This is a genomic window from Filobacillus milosensis (genome assembly GCF_004402015.1).
Taxonomy (GTDB): Bacteria; Bacillota; Bacilli; order Bacillales; family Alkalibacillaceae; genus Filobacillus; species Filobacillus milosensis.
On sequence record NZ_SOPW01000018.1, the window covers coordinates 37164 to 54283 of the forward strand.

General features: G+C 37.3%; 13 protein-coding genes. 3 read left to right on the forward strand and 10 right to left on the reverse strand.

Translation table 11 applies throughout. The features are described 5' to 3' along the window. Positions 1-120: 120 nt before the first annotated feature. The 3 genes from E3U55_RS14175 to E3U55_RS14180 all read right to left on the reverse strand — a co-directional run bounded on the left by E3U55_RS14175 (position 121) and on the right by E3U55_RS14180 (position 2179). Positions 121-1194, reverse strand: a complete 1074-nt coding sequence (locus E3U55_RS14175) for a DUF3048 domain-containing protein (protein ID WP_134341143.1) — start codon at positions 1192-1194, stop codon at positions 121-123. A 164-nt stretch (positions 1195-1358) separates the two neighbouring features. Beyond that, complete coding sequence (locus E3U55_RS17445) at positions 1359-1511, reverse strand: hypothetical protein (protein WP_153801957.1); 153 nt, start codon at positions 1509-1511, stop codon at positions 1359-1361. Positions 1512-1642: 131 nt separating this feature from the next. Further along, positions 1643-2179, reverse strand: a complete 537-nt coding sequence (locus tag E3U55_RS14180; RefSeq protein WP_134341144.1) for a ribonuclease H-like YkuK family protein — start codon at positions 2177-2179, stop codon at positions 1643-1645. Positions 2180-2587: 408 nt separating this feature from the next. On the opposite strand from E3U55_RS14180, the gene E3U55_RS14185 reads away from it, so the two are divergent. Beyond that, positions 2588-5752, forward strand: a complete 3165-nt coding sequence (locus E3U55_RS14185) for an S-layer homology domain-containing protein (RefSeq protein WP_134341145.1) — start codon at positions 2588-2590, stop codon at positions 5750-5752. Between the two features lie 98 nt (positions 5753-5850). Here E3U55_RS14185 and E3U55_RS14190 read toward each other — a convergent pair whose 3' ends face one another. The 7 genes from E3U55_RS14190 to E3U55_RS14220 form a co-directional block, all read right to left on the reverse strand. After that, a complete protein-coding gene (locus tag E3U55_RS14190) occupies positions 5851-7080 on the reverse strand; it encodes an efflux RND transporter periplasmic adaptor subunit (RefSeq protein ID WP_134341146.1) in 1230 nt (409 codons plus the stop codon). Continuing rightward, entirely contained in the window at positions 7077-7760 is a 684-nt protein-coding gene (locus E3U55_RS14195) for a hypothetical protein (protein WP_134341147.1), read from the reverse strand. The genes E3U55_RS14190 and E3U55_RS14195 overlap by 4 nt, the downstream gene beginning before the upstream one ends. Before the next feature lie 555 nt (positions 7761-8315). Beyond that, on the reverse strand, positions 8316-9479 hold the full coding sequence (locus E3U55_RS14200) for an iron-containing alcohol dehydrogenase (protein ID WP_134341148.1): 1164 nt from the start codon (positions 9477-9479) through the stop codon (positions 8316-8318). A 25-nt stretch (positions 9480-9504) separates the two neighbouring features. Next, complete coding sequence (locus E3U55_RS14205; RefSeq protein ID WP_134341149.1) at positions 9505-11001, reverse strand: sodium:solute symporter family protein; 1497 nt, start codon at positions 10999-11001, stop codon at positions 9505-9507. Between the two features lie 225 nt (positions 11002-11226). After that, positions 11227-11700, reverse strand: a complete 474-nt coding sequence (locus E3U55_RS14210; RefSeq protein ID WP_134341150.1) for a hypothetical protein — start codon at positions 11698-11700, stop codon at positions 11227-11229. A 9-nt stretch (positions 11701-11709) separates the two neighbouring features. Beyond that, the gene (locus tag E3U55_RS14215) at positions 11710-13143 is read right to left on the reverse strand and encodes an aldehyde dehydrogenase family protein (protein WP_134341151.1); all 1434 of its coding nucleotides are present in this window, start codon (positions 13141-13143) and stop codon (positions 11710-11712) included. A gap of 58 nt (positions 13144-13201) precedes the next feature. Then, a complete protein-coding gene (locus E3U55_RS14220; protein WP_134341152.1) occupies positions 13202-14194 on the reverse strand; it encodes a LacI family DNA-binding transcriptional regulator in 993 nt (330 codons plus the stop codon). Positions 14195-14358: 164 nt separating this feature from the next. On the opposite strand from E3U55_RS14220, the gene E3U55_RS14225 reads away from it, so the two are divergent. Further along, positions 14359-14796 carry a VanZ family protein gene (locus E3U55_RS14225; RefSeq protein WP_134341153.1) on the forward strand — a complete coding sequence of 146 codons (438 nt, stop codon included), beginning with the start codon at positions 14359-14361 and terminating at the stop codon, positions 14794-14796. 332 nt (positions 14797-15128) lie between these two features. After that, entirely contained in the window at positions 15129-17072 is a 1944-nt protein-coding gene (locus E3U55_RS14230) for an S-layer homology domain-containing protein (protein ID WP_134341154.1), read from the forward strand. Positions 17073-17120: the final 48 nt, after the last annotated feature.

Here is a 17120-nt window from a genome sequence, read left to right on the forward strand (position 1 = left end):
GAGGGGAGAGATTCCATATGTTTCTAGGATTGTTTTTATTAGACTGAATCAATCAAACGTTTGATTGATTTTTGGCATAAAAAAGTGATGCTGCGATTTGGCAGCATCACTTTAATATTTTTAGTAAGAAACAGTATCACGTTTTGTCGTATTAACGACTTGAACCCATGTTTTCCCTGGCTGCAGTTTAATGACTTCACCGTTCACATAGTAGCGGATATTTCCACTTTCATTTTTCCACATACCTTCTACAACTTCGCCATTAAAGAAAAACTGAGCATCGCCTTGGCCTGACAATGTAATATTAATCCGCCCTGCCGTGTCACCAGGAATGACGTTATGCTTGGCGTACATCACAATGATATTACTTGCCTTGATTTGTTCGCCAGTTACTCGATCGGCATGAGGGTTTCCTTCTAAAGAACGTTTATAAACATTGGCTTCAGAATCATATTCATAGGCAACATGTGTAAAGTTGTTATATCTGATGTCTAGAGTCGTCGCAGGTTGAGTTTGATCATAAGTTGCTTCCTTGTCGAATTCAAACTTATTATTCACTGGCTGATTTTCGATAGGGTCTAATGGTTCAGTGTAAAAATAAGCATTGTGCGGCGCTCGTCTGCTTGTGTCTCTCTTGAAATGTTTTCCGCTATAAATCCCGTCAATTCTAGGAACTGATAGAGTTGGAAATTTAGCATATGCTTGAGGTGAGCCGCCGTAATGAATGTAAGGGATATCCCACGATTCAGCTACCGGTAAATAGTAATGTCTTGAGCTTCGAGCGGGTCCGATTTTCTCAGGTATATCATCACTGTAGATGGCTAGAAAACGCGTAACCAGACCTTCTACATGCATTTCATACACCACATCAGCATTAACTAGCCCTGTATGCGGGCGAGCTTTTGGAGAGTTTTCAATCATAATTGAAAACCTTTTCGATGCAGCATTTTCGTCATCAATAGGTAACCCTGTAGTAACGGAAACGGGTCCATTATAAACAGGTTCTTCCTCTTTTTCAGGTTCCTCTTCAGGCTCAGGTTCTTCCTCTTTTTCTGTTTCTTCATCTTCAGTGCTTTCAGAAGCGACTGCCTCTTCTACAGGTTCGTTCTTTTCATCGGTTTGTTGGCTATCATCACCACATCCAACAAGCACTAGCATTATTGCAACTAATAAAAATATGTAAACTTTCTTCATACTCGTATTCCTTTCTTATGTTTTTTTATATGTATTTAAATTAATCATATCACAGGATACGGATAGAATGAGACAAAAAATTACATTAATTTCTTAATTATTTATGAAAAGTTTTCTTGGTAATAATAAAAAAAGTGATCAGTTCTGATCACTTGGGGAGGTCCCTATAACAGGGAGATAATCAATATTGGGACAGCAACCAAAGGAATTAAAAATGCTATGTATTTTGGCTGCTTCTTTTTTTCTAAAGGTTGTAGCAACATTTTCTTTTCTTCATTAGTTACTGCTATGTAATTTGTTTGTGACTTTTCACTCAAGATTAACACCACCATAGATATTTAGAACTAATGCTCTGTCTATCATAATACACTTTATGAAATAACGCAAAATTAGTTGAAAATTGTCGGAAAAAGTAGAGGGGTAGTCGTTCTTAAAAGGGGAGAGATTCTTACTTAGTATAACGATTCGCATAAGAACTTGCGACAAATGCATCAGGTTTGATTTTAGGCTCTGCACCCATAGACTCAATTCGTGCCACCATTTCATTGATGAACCGTCGTGTTTTGTTCCGTTCACCTGCACCGATATCAATATGTCCTTCAATCGTAAAGCTCGCACCACGGTCTACATGAGGTAAGACAATTTCAAACATATCATCTTTTCGTTCCTGGGTAAACATTGAAAATACATCTTCGGAGAGAGAGGTTTCGTAGGAAATTTTCTCATGCAGATTTGTGACTTTTCTGGGGATCGTAATTTTACGCAGACAAGCCCATACACCTTTTCCGACATTTTGAATAACGATTCCGGTTATAAAGGTCGTATGGTCAGGATGAACTTGTGAATCGGTTCCAATCATGAGTTTATAGTTTCCATTCGGATCCAACCGCATGAATTTTAGTATATGCTCAAACACTTGTTCAAACGTCATGTTTTTCTCTTTGAGATTTTGAAAACTGTAGTTCAACACCTGATAATTTAACATGACATAAACATTCCTTTCACAGGATTCCCAAACTTATCTCTTATATTATTGTATAAGTTACTTTATTTTATTATTAATTAGGTTGAAAAGGGTGGGCTTGGGTAATTGTGAAGGGGTCAAATTTGGTTGATAGAACATTTGAACTAGTTTGTATGTAAATATTAGCAAGGGTATGTTATGAAATGGCTTTAAATCAGTAATGCGGAGTGTTGTTAAATTTACGTCTTTGCCTGGCAAGACTTTTATACTATTTCTTCCGTCTACCTATCCCCATTATAATAATATGGAATATACACATAGAACTTTGTGTACCTAAGGGTATGCAAAGTTTTTTTGTGAAAAGGGGAGTTACATAAGTACTATTTGCGAGGCTTATTTGTAATTATATTTGTACTAGGTGTTCTAAGTGTGAGCTCAGCCAGCGAATCTCATGCTAGTTCCACGACACAGGGTACTTTAAAAATAGATGAGTCAATCACATCATGGACGTTGGATGCTGGAAGGCAGCAAATTTATGCTGGTACAGAAGAGGGCAGCTTATTAATCATATCAGAAGAGACTTTTTCTGTATTGAAATCTATTGACGTTGGTTCAGGTCCAGTTCGTGACTTAGATCTTATTGAAGATAGTCTTTGGTTATCTACGGAAGAGGATCAACAGGCTGTTAATGTTGATTTAAATTCGAATACGGTTATTCAAAAGATAAAGCTGAATAAGGAACCGGATCGTATTGAAGTCATCGACAACCGTTTATATTATAGTAACCAATATGATGTTTATTTTGTTAATTCGGATGAGGGGACAGAAGAAGGGTTGTCTTCTTTAAGGGGGCTCGCCCATCCAGATTTGGAATCTACAGACTCAGGGGAATTGATTGCTACTGGATCAGTGAACTTTGATGTCTATAAGTTTAATGAGTCGAATGAATTAGTACAAAGTACAGCAACGATGTCACCGATTAAGGAGGGCAGACCTAGTAAGAATGTACTGCTTGATGGTGAAGAAATATTCTATGCAGGTAAAAGTTATGACCTAAATCAACTAGATAGAGTGAACGGGGATTATATAAAAGAAGGCTATAAAGAAACTTTCTATGCTGTGACGGATAACTTTGTTTTTAGTCAAGTTGCGATTTATAGTCGTCATACCTATTTAAAAGTAGCTGATTTATCGTTTGAAACGAGGTATATTTTAGCTGAGTCCATGGATCAAGTTTACCTTTACGATTCAGATACTTCTACGATTTATAAAAAGAACTTTAATTTAGATTCATCATTTAAGCCGCAACAGACAACAGTAATCAACCAAAAGTTGTCTTTACAACATGATATTACCAGTTGGGTAAAAGATGATGAAAATAATCTAATCTATGCGGTGTCACGAACAAATAACTCTTTACTAACAATTGATATGGCTACATTAGAAGTTATTAATGAACGTTATATCGGTTCAAACCCTATAGATCTAGTGCGTACAGATAATGGGAAATTGTATATTGCAAATTCTGGGGCTACTCAAATCACTATAATAGATGGTGGTGAAAAATCGACTTTTTCTACATCTGTTATACCATATCAGATAACAACAGATGGGCAATCCCTATACTATGCAAGTGATGAAGTTGATTCTCATATTTATGAAGTCCAACTAGACAGTCTAAAAGAATCTCTAGTCACAACAAACTTTACTAATAGTACTTATAGATTTGCTAGACCGTCTTTAGCATATGACTCTAATCAAGATGTTATTATTGCTGGCGAACGAAGTATGGGGGGGCTTCTTTATTCTATTCAGCCTGATGATCTAACGATTAAAGAATCAGAGTCTGATAATAGTTATGGCTATGAAAAGCCTAGTTACAAGATTTTTGTTGATAGTCAACATATATACCATGCACAACAACAAATATCAGAGCAGGACATCACAAATATAACTCACCATTTTGATGAGGATATTATTCATGTCTCCAATCAGTACGTGGTAACAGACTTAGGTGTTTATGATAAAGAAGATTTAACTAAGAAGGTTATTAGTTTTCCTTATGAGGATGATCAGGTTGAAGAAGCGGTAATCAATCAACAAGGAGAGTTGATCCTCTATGTTGTAGATCAAGGTTCACCTTATGTTTTAAAGTATGATGAACTAAAGAGTGTAAATGAAGTGAGTCCACTAGAGGTGCAATCGAATTGGTCTGGAGAAGATTTAACTTTATCCTGGTACGAAACCAAGGCAAACCAATATAAGGTAATGTTTAAAACAAACAACATGCAGGATTTCTTTGAGTTGACGCAAGTAAATGATACATCATACCAATTAACGAATGATGAGAGAAGCATGTTTAACGGGGAAAACGTAAGCTTTGTGGTCAAACCAGTCGTAGGTAAAAATATTTTAGATGGTGAAAAAGTTGAGGTTTCTTTTGAACATTTAGACCCGATTAATAAAGACTTTTCAAAAACTGTGGAATTAGATATCACGGATATGGTGCAAAGCGACCATGCATTTGAACACGAAGTTGCTCGAGATGCAATATCTATTCAATTAGTTTCACCTCTATTATTCAATATGAATTTAACGGATACAAAGTATTTTAAATTGGAATCTCGTCATGGTACTTTGACTTTTCCTATGGAATTAATGAGATTGATGAGTTTTCATTCCGATTCAAAATTAAAATTAGAAATAAAATCCGTAACAGGAGAAGTAAAGAAAAGGGCTGAAGACCGGTTCAATGAAATTGTTAGTCCTTTTGTAGATTTTTCATTAGTCAAAAATACAAATGGAGAATCGAAAACAATTAATTCTTTTATTGGTCACATTACAAATTATCCTAAACGTCAAATATCGATTGATGTAACAGATCCAAGCCAATTAACCGTAGTCATGGATCAAAAAGGGCGAATCAAACCCGTTCCATCCAGGATTGTTAAAGATGAAAATGGACAATATAGGGCTGAATTTTATCAAGAAGGAAATTATACGTATTATGTTGTTCGAACAGATAATCAAGTGTTTGTTGATTTGAGTGAAAAACATTGGGCAAATAAAAGTGTGGATTACTTATCAGATCACTTGATTGTTCACGGCATCGGTGATAGTCAATTTGCACCAGATCAACACGTCACTCGCGCTGAGTTCGCAGCCTTTATAACTCGGGCATTAGGGTTGCAATCAGATGATACCCCTGACTTAATTCAACTCAAGGACGTCAACCCAATCAGATGGTATGCTGACAGTGTTTTTGCTGCTGAAATGGCAGACTTAGTGAGTGGGTATGAAGATCATACGTTCAGGCCACACCGTACTATTACACGAGAAGAGATGGTTGTAATGATTATAAGAGCATTACAGCACGTCAATGGGCCACTTGGAGTAGAAGATGTAGTTATAGAACAATTTAAAGATGCCAACCAGGTGAAACCTTGGGCTGTAGATAATATGAATAAGGCGATTTCTTTAGGAATTATGGCTGGAAGAACTGAAGATCAAATTGTTCCTCAGGGCACTGTTACCCGTGCTGAAGCAGCAGCGATGATTAACCGAATGATTAAACAATTTAATTTTATGCAGTAATAAGAAAGCAAGCTCCTTTTCGGGCATGTTTTCTTGGTTTTGCTACAGGTTACTTTAAAAAGGAAACCTCTTTGTGAAAGTTCACAAAGAGGTTAATTTTATCTAACCATTAATCCCATAGAGAGATATTTTCTCCAAGTAATATTTTCTGGTTGAATCACGTACCATGCGAGTTTTTCTGGTTCGAGTGATGTGATAAAAGTCGTTTGGTTGCGGAACCGTTCGACTGGGTCGTAAGCAACATAATCACCAGCTTCTAATCCGTCTATGATTTCAACCCATGGTTCACCGTGAATACCTGTTTCAATAGGGGTGAATTCGATCGTACCTATATCGGTTAACTTCCAAACGTTTTGGTTAAAGATCTGATGTTCTTTTAAAACAGTAGCATCTAATGATTCTTTTAGAGTAATATCCAGAGCCACGTGGTAACCAGGGCTTAATAGTGATGTGTCAGCATTTTCATTAAAGGCAACATTCACTGGATAATTGCTGTTGGTTTCTAAACTACCGTTTTCTGGGACGGTGCTGACATCTGAGACAGTACCTTCTAATGTTCCTGCTTCCGTTTCAGTAATCACCTGAGTTTTCATACCTTCTTTAACCAAAGGGTGCTGTTCTTCTGGCAGTTCACCATAGGCTTGTAGCTCAAGGCTACTAACCGTTAAAAGTGGGTCTTCAAGTGACGTCGATAACTGACTGATGACACCAGCAACTGGGCTTTCAACTGTGATGCTTTCACCTGTCGATTCGAGCTCAGCTAATTGGTTCTGTAGACTGCTGAGTTCAGCTTCTTTACTTGCGAGCTCGGACTCTTTTTGTAAAATGAATTGTTCCTTTTCAAATTCGGTTTCTATTTGACCTTCGTTAGGAATGTCGAATTCGTATTCATTTTCCTCATCGCTAAAAGTAACCTGAGTCGAATCGCCATTGTTAGGGATTCGATAGCTTTCCATTTCCATAATAATCATGTCGAGTGCATTGATTTCGTCATTCAATCGGTCGATTTCACTCGTTAGTTTGCGGAATGTTTGGTCGTAATTAGCGACTGAATATACGTAGAGCGGATCGCCAACTTCAACGCTTGCACCTTTTTCGACTAAAAAGCCTTCAAAACTTCCAAGGTCTGAGTCAAAATAAATAGGTTCAGAGGCAGCATGTGTTAAAATTCCGTCCTGCATAAGGTTTTCACGCACATCCATCACTTTCGCATAATCTAGTTCATCTACGTAAGTTATGCGATCGACTTGATCATAATCGGCAATGACAATAAGGATGCAGTTGGTCAATATAAACAGTAGAGTTGATGCTATGATTAGTTTTCTCATGATTTAAACCACCCAAACAATAATTCTTCGTCGTAATAGCTTAGTGTTGCGACTAAAATGTATGTGAATATGTGCCAAGCGATGACAATCCACCAGATGTTTCTTTTATCAAGCGCTAATGTCTGCAGGCGGTACATATATTTCACTTGAAAAAACATAATCCATATTTGAAGGATCGATATTGCACCAAAGAAGTAAATGACTAGTTCAAAGTCAGTGACGTATGAAGCTAAAACGCCTAATGAGAAAGGTGAGACATACCAATTGAGCCCCAAAAACACGAATAGTGGAATCCATAATAGACGTTCAAATAATAAGACGACTAAAACGACCTGCTGCATAATGACGAGTTTTCTATAAGGGATGCTTGTAAATAAATAGAATATGTAACTGACTAAAAAGAGAATGATGCCAGCGAAAATAATTGCGAAAAGTCCGCGGCCTGCAATGAACCATAATTTAAAGGCATTAAAAACTCCAGGTGTTGTGGCATGAAGTGTTGATGAAATCGGATTTGAGCCCATACCAAGCCAAGCCATCCATATGTAGATCGCAATCGTTGCTAGAAATAATGATACATTCATTTTCCACGTACTTATGTATTCAGCTTTTTCAATACGATAGAGTTGCCCATCTAGATCTGTGAATAAACGGTAAATGTAATTGTTCAATTTTGACATCCTTTATCTTATGTACTCTAGTTATATTATAGGTTAATTGGTAAAGTTTGGCTAATTTTGTTCTGGAACGATTTGTAACTTAGTGTATATACCCTGATTGAATGGAGATTAAACATTAATAAAATAAAAAATCTATTAATCCTTCGTTAAACTTCTTTAATAGGGGAATAAACTCTATTAAAAAGGAGTCAAACTTCATTAAATGAACGATCAAGTCAATTATTCAGGATCTGAACTCTATTATTCATGTGTTAAACTCCATAAAAAATAAAATAGCTTTAATCGGAAGCAAAACTCTATTAATAAGGATTGTAACTCCATTAATTGAGGTTCAAATTCAATTATTCAAAAGCTGATCTCCGTTATTCGAGCATTGAACTCTATTATTAATCTCAACTCCATTATAAAAAACATCAACTCCATTAATCTGTAAATCAACTCAATTAAAAAGACCCTAAACTCTATTAATCGAATTTTAAACTCTATTAATATGACTTCAAACTCCATAAAAACCAATAAGAAAGGCTCCCGCCTCTGCAGGAGCCTCACTCATTTTTATTCCCAGCCTCTATAGGCATGTTCAAAGATTTCACGAATCTCGTTTTCACCTAATGGCATTGGGCTTCTTGCTAGTAATCTTGTTTGCTTAACTGCGTTTTGGGTTAATTTTTCAATATCTGATTCAGTAATGTCGTATTCTGAAATGCTTGTTGGGAGTCCAACGTCAACGACTAAGTCATATAATCCTTGTACGATTTCTTGCACGATTTGGCGGTCTGTTTTGCCTTCAGTTGATACGTTAAACACTTCAGCTAACGTTGCCATTTTATTTAGACATGACGGCCAGATGTAATGATAAACATACGGCAGTAGAACGGCATTAGATTCACCATGTGGAATCTTGAATAGTCCGCCTAACGGATAAGCCATCCCATGCACGCCAGCTACACCGGCATTGTAGAAGCTTAACCCTGCGATTAAGCTGCCGAGTGACATTTCATTTCTGGCATCATAAGCTTTCTTATTCCAAACGGCTTCTCTTAAGTTCCCTAAAATACGCTTCATTGCATCTAATGCTAATGCATCTGTAATCGGCGTAGCATTAACAGATGTGTAAGCTTCAATGGCGTGTGTTAACGCATCAACACCACTTGCTGCTGTTACTTTAGGTGGTAAGGTATACGTTAAAACTGGATCCACTATCGCATAATCAGCTAATAGATATTTGTGTGTGATGACATCTTTTGTATCTTCAAGTGAGAAAACCGCAATGTCAGTAATCTCAGCACCTGTCCCAGCTGTAGTTGGAATGAGGACAGAAGGAATACCTTTTGATTCTAATTTTTTATCGCCTGATAAGTTAAGGTAATTTTCAACTGTACCTTCATGACCTGCAAGAACGGCTGATGCTTTGGCTAAGTCTAGCGCGCTTCCGCCACCGATACCAAGAACTAGGTCGGGATCGTACGCTTTAACATCTTCTAGAACTTCATTTCCAACATTAACCGGTGGTTCTGGGACCACGTTTGTTGAGACTTGGTATTTGACGTTCTGCCCATCTAATATTTTCAAAATCGGATTAATCACTTCTAGTTCTTCTAATATAGGATCGGTTAACACATAAACTTTGCTAACTTGAAGTTCTTCAATAATACTGTTCAACTGGTTGATTGAGTCTTTTCCGTGATAAATGTTTTGTGGTGTAATGAATGCATTCATTCTGTTAGCCTCCTAAATGATGTAATTATGATGCTGAGTGCATTTCCACGTTATTTTCATTTTTTTTCGTTGTCACAATAGTAAAGATAAACATGGTAATCATACCAATCAAAACACCTGAACCGGCAGCCGCAAATGGGTTGCTGACGTCAAAGCCGATTGGAAGGTAAATGACCCAGTATGAAATCGTACCTGCTAGTAGTGAAACAATTGCGCCTGTACGTGTCGCGCGCTTCCATAGAGCACCAACGACTAATGGTCCAGCTGTTGCTGATACGATACCACCGATACCAATCCACATGAAGATTGATAGATACTGTGGTGGATTCCAAGCGAATGCTGCTGCTGCGATAATCACAACAAATGTAGAGTAACGACTTAAACCTAGTTCGATTTTTTCAGCTTTTTCTTTCTTCATATTGATACGTGGTACGATTGTTTTACGAAATAGATCGTTCGCAATTAACTGTGTTAATGAAACGATTAATCCATCTGATGTTGACATAATCGCTGATAGTACTGTTACTGCTAAAAATGCAGCGATTACTGGCGGGAAGATTTCCGTAAATAGTACCGGGATAATTGCGTCTGGTCGTAATTCCAGGGATGGATCAAGAACTGCAATTCCTAACATACCACCTAGTCCCATTAACGGTAGAATCGTTGCGAAAATCGTACAGTACATGATCAGCTTTTTCATATCTTTATTTGATTTTACGGCTAAGAATTTATTACCTAAGTGAGGTAAAATCGCAAACGGTAAGTGGGCAACGAATAGTAATGCCACTAACCAGATACTTCCGTAAGTTGCATCTCCAGGAATAAATAGTTTGTCGAAACCACCTGCTGGGTTACGCTCACTAATGGTATTGATCATATCTCCGAAGTTACCAGGAACTCCAACCGAAAAGGCGAAACAAACGACAACAACTAGTGCTGTAATCACCATTAAGAAACCTTGAATCGAGTCAGTCAGGATATCTGAGTGAGAACCACCCATAAATACATAAATCGCAAGAACGATACCTGTCAGAATAATACCTACTGAGTAGTCAACACCCATCATCATCTGGAACATTGTTGCAGCAGCTACAAGCTGTGATACAACGTAGAATATTAATAGAACTGAAATGATGGTTAAAACAATTCTTAAAAACTCACTATTAAAACGGTCCCCAATAAATTCTGGAATCGTACGCGTTCCAAACGTGTCACCGTAGCGCTTAATTGTTTTGGCTACGAATAACATACCAATTACAGTAGCAACAGGATATAGAAGTGGATACCATAAACTTGGTGCCCCTAAATCATAAGCTAAACCAGGCATCCCCATAAATGTAGAACCACTCGAAATACCTGCACTAATAACTAATGCAATCACTATCGGACCGTAGCTTGAACGCGCGGTCGCGAAGTCTTCTGAGTTATGAGTACGTTTCATACCGATATAACCCATAATTAACATAACACCTATAAATATTGCCATAAAAATCCAAGAATACATAACTACACTATTGTCCATTTTTTACTCCCCCTTAACTTCCTATTTATCTAGAAGATTAGTTTTGAATAATACAAGAGCCATCCCGATCCATGTGGTTAACATGACACCGATGATGATATAGATAAATGTCATAATTTCACCTCCAATTCAGTTTGTCCTCCAAATTCGCGAGGGTATTTATTTAAAGTAGATATTTTTCTACTTCAATCACAATATTCAGAATGACCAGTTTAAAAATTCGAGTTAATTCACGTAATGTGCTAATTCTTTATGCTTGGTCAGTGGTTCTTTGGAGTCTGTATACAGTTCATGTAGCACAAAGTCTTGTTTTGTGTCTTCGTAGATCGCGTAAGGTACATATAATTTATAAGAATTAATAAAATTGACTGCTGGATAAGACCAAATCTTTTTCTTGTGAATGTAATAGTTTCTAATAAACTCCTGGGCTACCTCTTCACGCTTATCTTCGGAATAGTTTTCTTGAGGAATGATTGAGTCTCCACCTGAAGAAAGCGGTTTCAATTCGGTAAAAGGCAGTTCGAAAAATGCTGTTTCTTTCCTTAATAGATTAGTTACAATACGAATCTTTTCTTTTCTCTTTTTAGAGAAGGGGAGAGGTTTGTACTCTATCTCCCATTCCGTAATGGAATAGGGATAATAGAGTAACTGATAATCCTCCGGTAGATTCTGTTTATTTGAAATGGATAAGGTATACATGGGCATCACCTAAAATTTATAATTTAGACTAATCATTTTAAGGTTAGTCATTTCATGAATGGCGTATTTAACCCCTTCATGTCCATAGCCAGAGTTTTTACGTCCGCCATAAGGCATGTGATCAAAACGTAAAGTTGGTACGTCGTTAATGAGTACTTGACCAACATCTAATTCATGGCCGAATTTTAAAGCTTGTGCCAGGTCTGATGTGAACACACCAGCGTTTAAGCCGTATTGACTATCGTTCATTTCCTCTAAAGCCTGGTCAGAATCTTTAACAGTGTTTAATAGAACCACAGGGCCAAACACTTCCTCGCACGAGATCTTCGCATCACGAGGGACGTTTTCCAGAATGGTTGGTTGAATACTGTTTTCTAGTTTTTCGCCACCTGAGATGATGGTAGCTCCAGCTTTTTCAGCTTCATCTAGCCACTCGAGAATACGGTGCTGGGATTTTTCATCAATTAATCCTGTTAAGTCCGTATTTTCATCTAATGGGTCACCATAAGTTAACTTCTCAGCTTGAGTTTTTAAATGAGTAATCAAGTCTTCTTTAATGTTTTCGTGTACATAGATTCGTTGAGTACTGATGCAAACCTGTCCGTTGTAGGCGAAAGCGCCATTAACAGCTTGCTTGGCAATCGCTTCTAATTTATCCTTTTGACTTTCATCAATGTATAACGCTGAGTTATTACCGAGCTCAAGCGTTACCTTTTTCAGGCCAGCTTGTGATTTTATGAGCTTACCGACTTGTGGGCTTCCTGTGAATGTAATCTTCTTAACAACGGAACTTTCTAGTAAAACTTTTCCGAGTCTTGGACCATCACCTGTTATGACGATATAGGCGTTCTCTGGAAGACCTGCTTCGACTAATGCTTCTCTTAATAGAATAGAAGAGAGCGGCGTTTTCTCAGCGGGCTTTACTATGATTGAGTTTCCGGCTGCGATTGCTGGTCCGACCTTATGAACAACTAGATTTAAAGGGAAGTTGAAAGGCGTAATCGCTCCAACTACACCGATTGGCTGATATATCGTGTAAGCATCGCGCCCGTCTCCATTAGGAGCAGCATCAAGTGGGATCGATTCACCTTCTAGTTTTCTGGCCTCGATTGCGGCGAATTTTAGAGTTTCGATAGTACGACCAACTTCACCGAGTGCGAATTTAATTGGTTTACCTGATTCTTTAGAGATTGTTTCTGCAAAGAGTTGTTTGTTGTCTGACACAATCTTACTTGCGCGATCTAATATTTCTGAACGGTCGTATGACGTTAAACCTTTTAGCGTTTTATACCCTTCATGAGCATCATTAATCGCTTGTTCCATCTGCTCATTTGAACACTCTGGAATCTGCATGATTTCCTCTCGTAAATGAGGATTCACTAGAGGGTACGTATTCTCGTTAAATTTTGTGAGTTTTTCTAAATAACCTTTGTAATCAAGCATGTTAACACTCCTTTTGGTAATATGTGGTTTTGAATACGTATTCAAATTAGTCTTTAAATTAAATCGCTCGTGTGGTCGAGCGATTGTATAGCTTTGTTGGATAAGTTTTTTGTGTCAGGTGTTGATTCTTACTTTCGATGTCGTTAATTAATTGTTCTATGGCCACTTGACCTAAGTTTATTCCTTGGTCCATTCCTACTGTGGTTAACTCAATGGAATGATGTTGGCTTAGTTTGGTATTATCGATTCCAATGACGCTGATATCTTCTGGGACGTTGTATCCCTTTTCGAGTAAGTAATCTAATACGTATATAGCAATGGAATCGGTTGCTGCGAATATAGCTGTCGGCCTGTTTCGTTCAGCTAATAAATCTCTGACGACGTTGTGGATTTCATTTTCACTCGTGTCAGTAATTTTTGTGTTGTGGTCTGACACAGGTAACCCTTGCTCTTCCATCGTTTTACGAAAACCTTCATAACGACCATAGAACGTCGACATGTTTAATGGCCCGCCAATCCAAACAATATCTTTATGGTTTAGATCCAGTAAATGTTCGGTTGCCTGTTGGCCAGCTAACAGGTTGTCCATCTCGAAAAAATTCCCTGGTTCATTATGCTTTCGGTTAAACATCACAAATGGAATATTTAAGTTTTTAAGGTCGTCGTAAATATAATCGTCCATCAAAATGGAGGACAAGATAATTCCATCGACCTGCATTTCGATTACATCGTTAAATACCGATGTATTATCGCCAAATACTTCAAAATGTACGTTTGTGTTATATCCTCTTTGTTTCGAGTAATTCACAATATACGTTGTGGTTTCCGCAAAGAAAGGATTGTGAATGGGTCCTGAAATTAGTGCAATGGACTTCGTTTGCTTCTTAACTAAGGACCTTGCAATAGCATTCGGACGATAATTTAATTCTTTCATAGCCTTAATGACTTTTTCATGCTTGGCTTCTCCAACGCTCTCAGGATTGTTAAGTACTCGAGAAACAGTTGACTGAGAAACGCCAGCGAGTTTTGCTACATCTTTTGATGAAACCATTATTAAGTCTCCTACTTTGTAAAAACGCTTACAAATAAATTAAAACATATTCAGAAAATTGTCAAACATTGTTTTAAATTTTGTCGAAAAATTTGTTTGATTGAATGAAATGTATTTTTAATGGCAAGGCTGAGCATTAGCAACTTGAGAAAGGAAGATTGCGTGTGAGAATTCTTGCCTTAATATTATTGGGAAGCTTAATGTTTGTCATGCTATTTACAGCAAGTTTGAGTGACTTGTTAAAGTATAATGTTTTAGATTTCCAGTTCGTTCTTCAACCTGAGTTTGAGTTTTTTAAAGCTTATTGGTTGAGAGAGGATTTGATTGTGAGAAAAATAGGTCATTTTTGCATATTTGCCTTATTATTTTTACATATATTTTATTTATCTAATCATGTTCAACGGGCGGTAATGCTCAGTCTACTGGTTGCGCTTCTGTCAGAAGTGCTGCAGCCTTATTTTTCCCGTGATGGACGAATGATGGATGTGTTAATTAATAGCGCGGGTGTATTGATGATGGCAGGTATCACGCAATTATGGCTCGTTCTCAAAGACGAGGAGAGTAACATGATTAGAGAAGAAATCAATCAAACGTTTGATTGAATTGTTTTATCAATCATTACGAAAAATATCAAGTGTAAGTGGAAGCTGGCGAACATTGTACAAGATAAATATTTTGAAACAGGACTCGAGAGGATTCTCGAGTCTTTTTATGATTTTTTAATAGGTGAAAATAATTTAGGACTTACGTCTCAATATAGTGTGATATGTTTATAGCAAAATTTAGTGGGTAAACACCAAATGTGAGAAAAAAGTGGAAATTTTGGTTAAATCAACGAAGAATTCTACATAGTTTTTCGTGTTTTGAAAATCTATCGTTTTGATAGATTTCAAATATAAATTAATTAACAATATTTCAAGGAGGAATTTTCTTTATGGGTAACAAGAATCGTAAGTTTGTGGCAGTATCGGCTTCATCAGCATTAATGGCCTCGGCCCTGGCACCAGCAGCAGTGTCTGCCGATACAAACGGAGATACTTTTACAGATTTAGATGAGAGCAATCCGTATTATGACCAGATTATGGCACTTGTAGAAGCTCAAGTTCTTAATGGGTATGAAGCAGATGATACGTTTCGCCCAGAAAGAAGTTTAACTCGTGCTGAGGCATCGGTAGCTGTAGCAAGCTTACTAGATGTCGATACAACAAAAGAATTTGATAATCCTTATAGTGATGTTGATTATACAGATTGGTATGCTGATTCTGTACTTGCTCTAACAGATGCGGGAGTCGTACAAGGTTCTAATGGACATTTTAATGCAGATTATGAATTAACTCGTGCAGAATTAGCAGTTATGGTTCATATGGCTTTTAAAGAACAGTTAGAATATGATTCAAGTGAAGATCTTCCATTTACAGATGTACCAGAAGGAATTTGGTATGAAGATTCTCTAAAAGCACTTTATCAAAATGGATTAATCGCAGGTGTTGGAAATAATATGTACGCACCTGATGCTGACTTCGAGCGTCAACACTTTGCGGCACTACTAGCTCGTGCTGACTTTAACTTTGGTGGCAAGCTTAAAAAACCTGAGGGTTACGTAATTGTAGAAAAAGTTGAAGTTGTCGGTGAATCAACGATTAAGGTTTCTTATAGTGATGGTGAAATTGTAGAATACGAACTAGATACACCACTTGAAGAAGGCGTGAACGATATTCGTGTCGACTATAATGGTAAAGAGTTTGCATTCACAGTGGATTATGAATTAGAAGTGATGGCAGAAGGTGCGGTTGAAGCATTTGAAAACAGTTTACTAGAATCTGATTACGAGGATGCTCAAGAGTTAGTAAATATGCTTCCGGAAGGTTCTGATTTAAGATCAAATCTTCAAGACCGTTTAGATACAGTTTGGTCTGAAGTTAATAATATTGTTACTGATGTTCAAGATGCAACAACAGCATCTGAACTATATGAGGCACTTAACCAAGCGCCATTTGTTGAAGTAAAAGAGGCTAACGCTGAATTATATTTTGAAGCAATGGTTGAAGCAAATGTTGACTCAACTGACGGAATTCAAGAAGTTATTGATTCAGTAAACGAGGCACAAAAGGACTTTGCTGACAATGTACAGCCAGTGCTTGACGCTGCGACTGATCAAGAATTATTAGATGCACTAGAAAATTATGAAAATGTCATGGAAGAAAACCTAGACCAATACGACTTTAGTGGTGATATTGAAACATCTGCAGACATTCAGGCAGAAATTGATGAAACGAATGCAGAAGTTGCGTTAGAAGAATTTACAGTTGATGTAGATACAACTCAAGAAGAAATCGATGAGCTTACTTGGTTTGTTGAGCAAGTAACTGGTGTCGATGAAAATGGCGATATTATTGAGGATAATCTAAATGAAGCACAGCAAACAGTTTTAGACTCTTATAATATGATTATAGATGATTATGCTAAACAAATAGTCTCTGAAGTTAACAATGCAAACACAGTTGAAGAACTATATGCTGCACTTGAAGGGTTAAATGTTGAGGCTTATAACAATTTAACAGTTGACCAACAATTAGATGTGTCGCAACGTTTTATGGTAACTAATGACGGTACTGAATTCTCAACTACTGGCGAAGTAAAGGACGCAGTAATGTATGAAATTAATGGTGACGCAAACTACCCTTCTTATCAGTCACTATTAGATGATGTTAACAATGCGACAACGGTTGATGAAGCAGATGTTGCACTTGAAGCGCTAGGAATAGAAGAATACGATAACTTAGATTCAACGGGGCAACTTAACGCAGCAGAAAATGTTATTAATAATCGTGATAACGACGGTTACCAGTCATTCACTGAGATTATCAATAACTTCTAAGAAACCTAACAAGACGGGAGTCAACCGCGAGTTGGCTTCCTACATAAT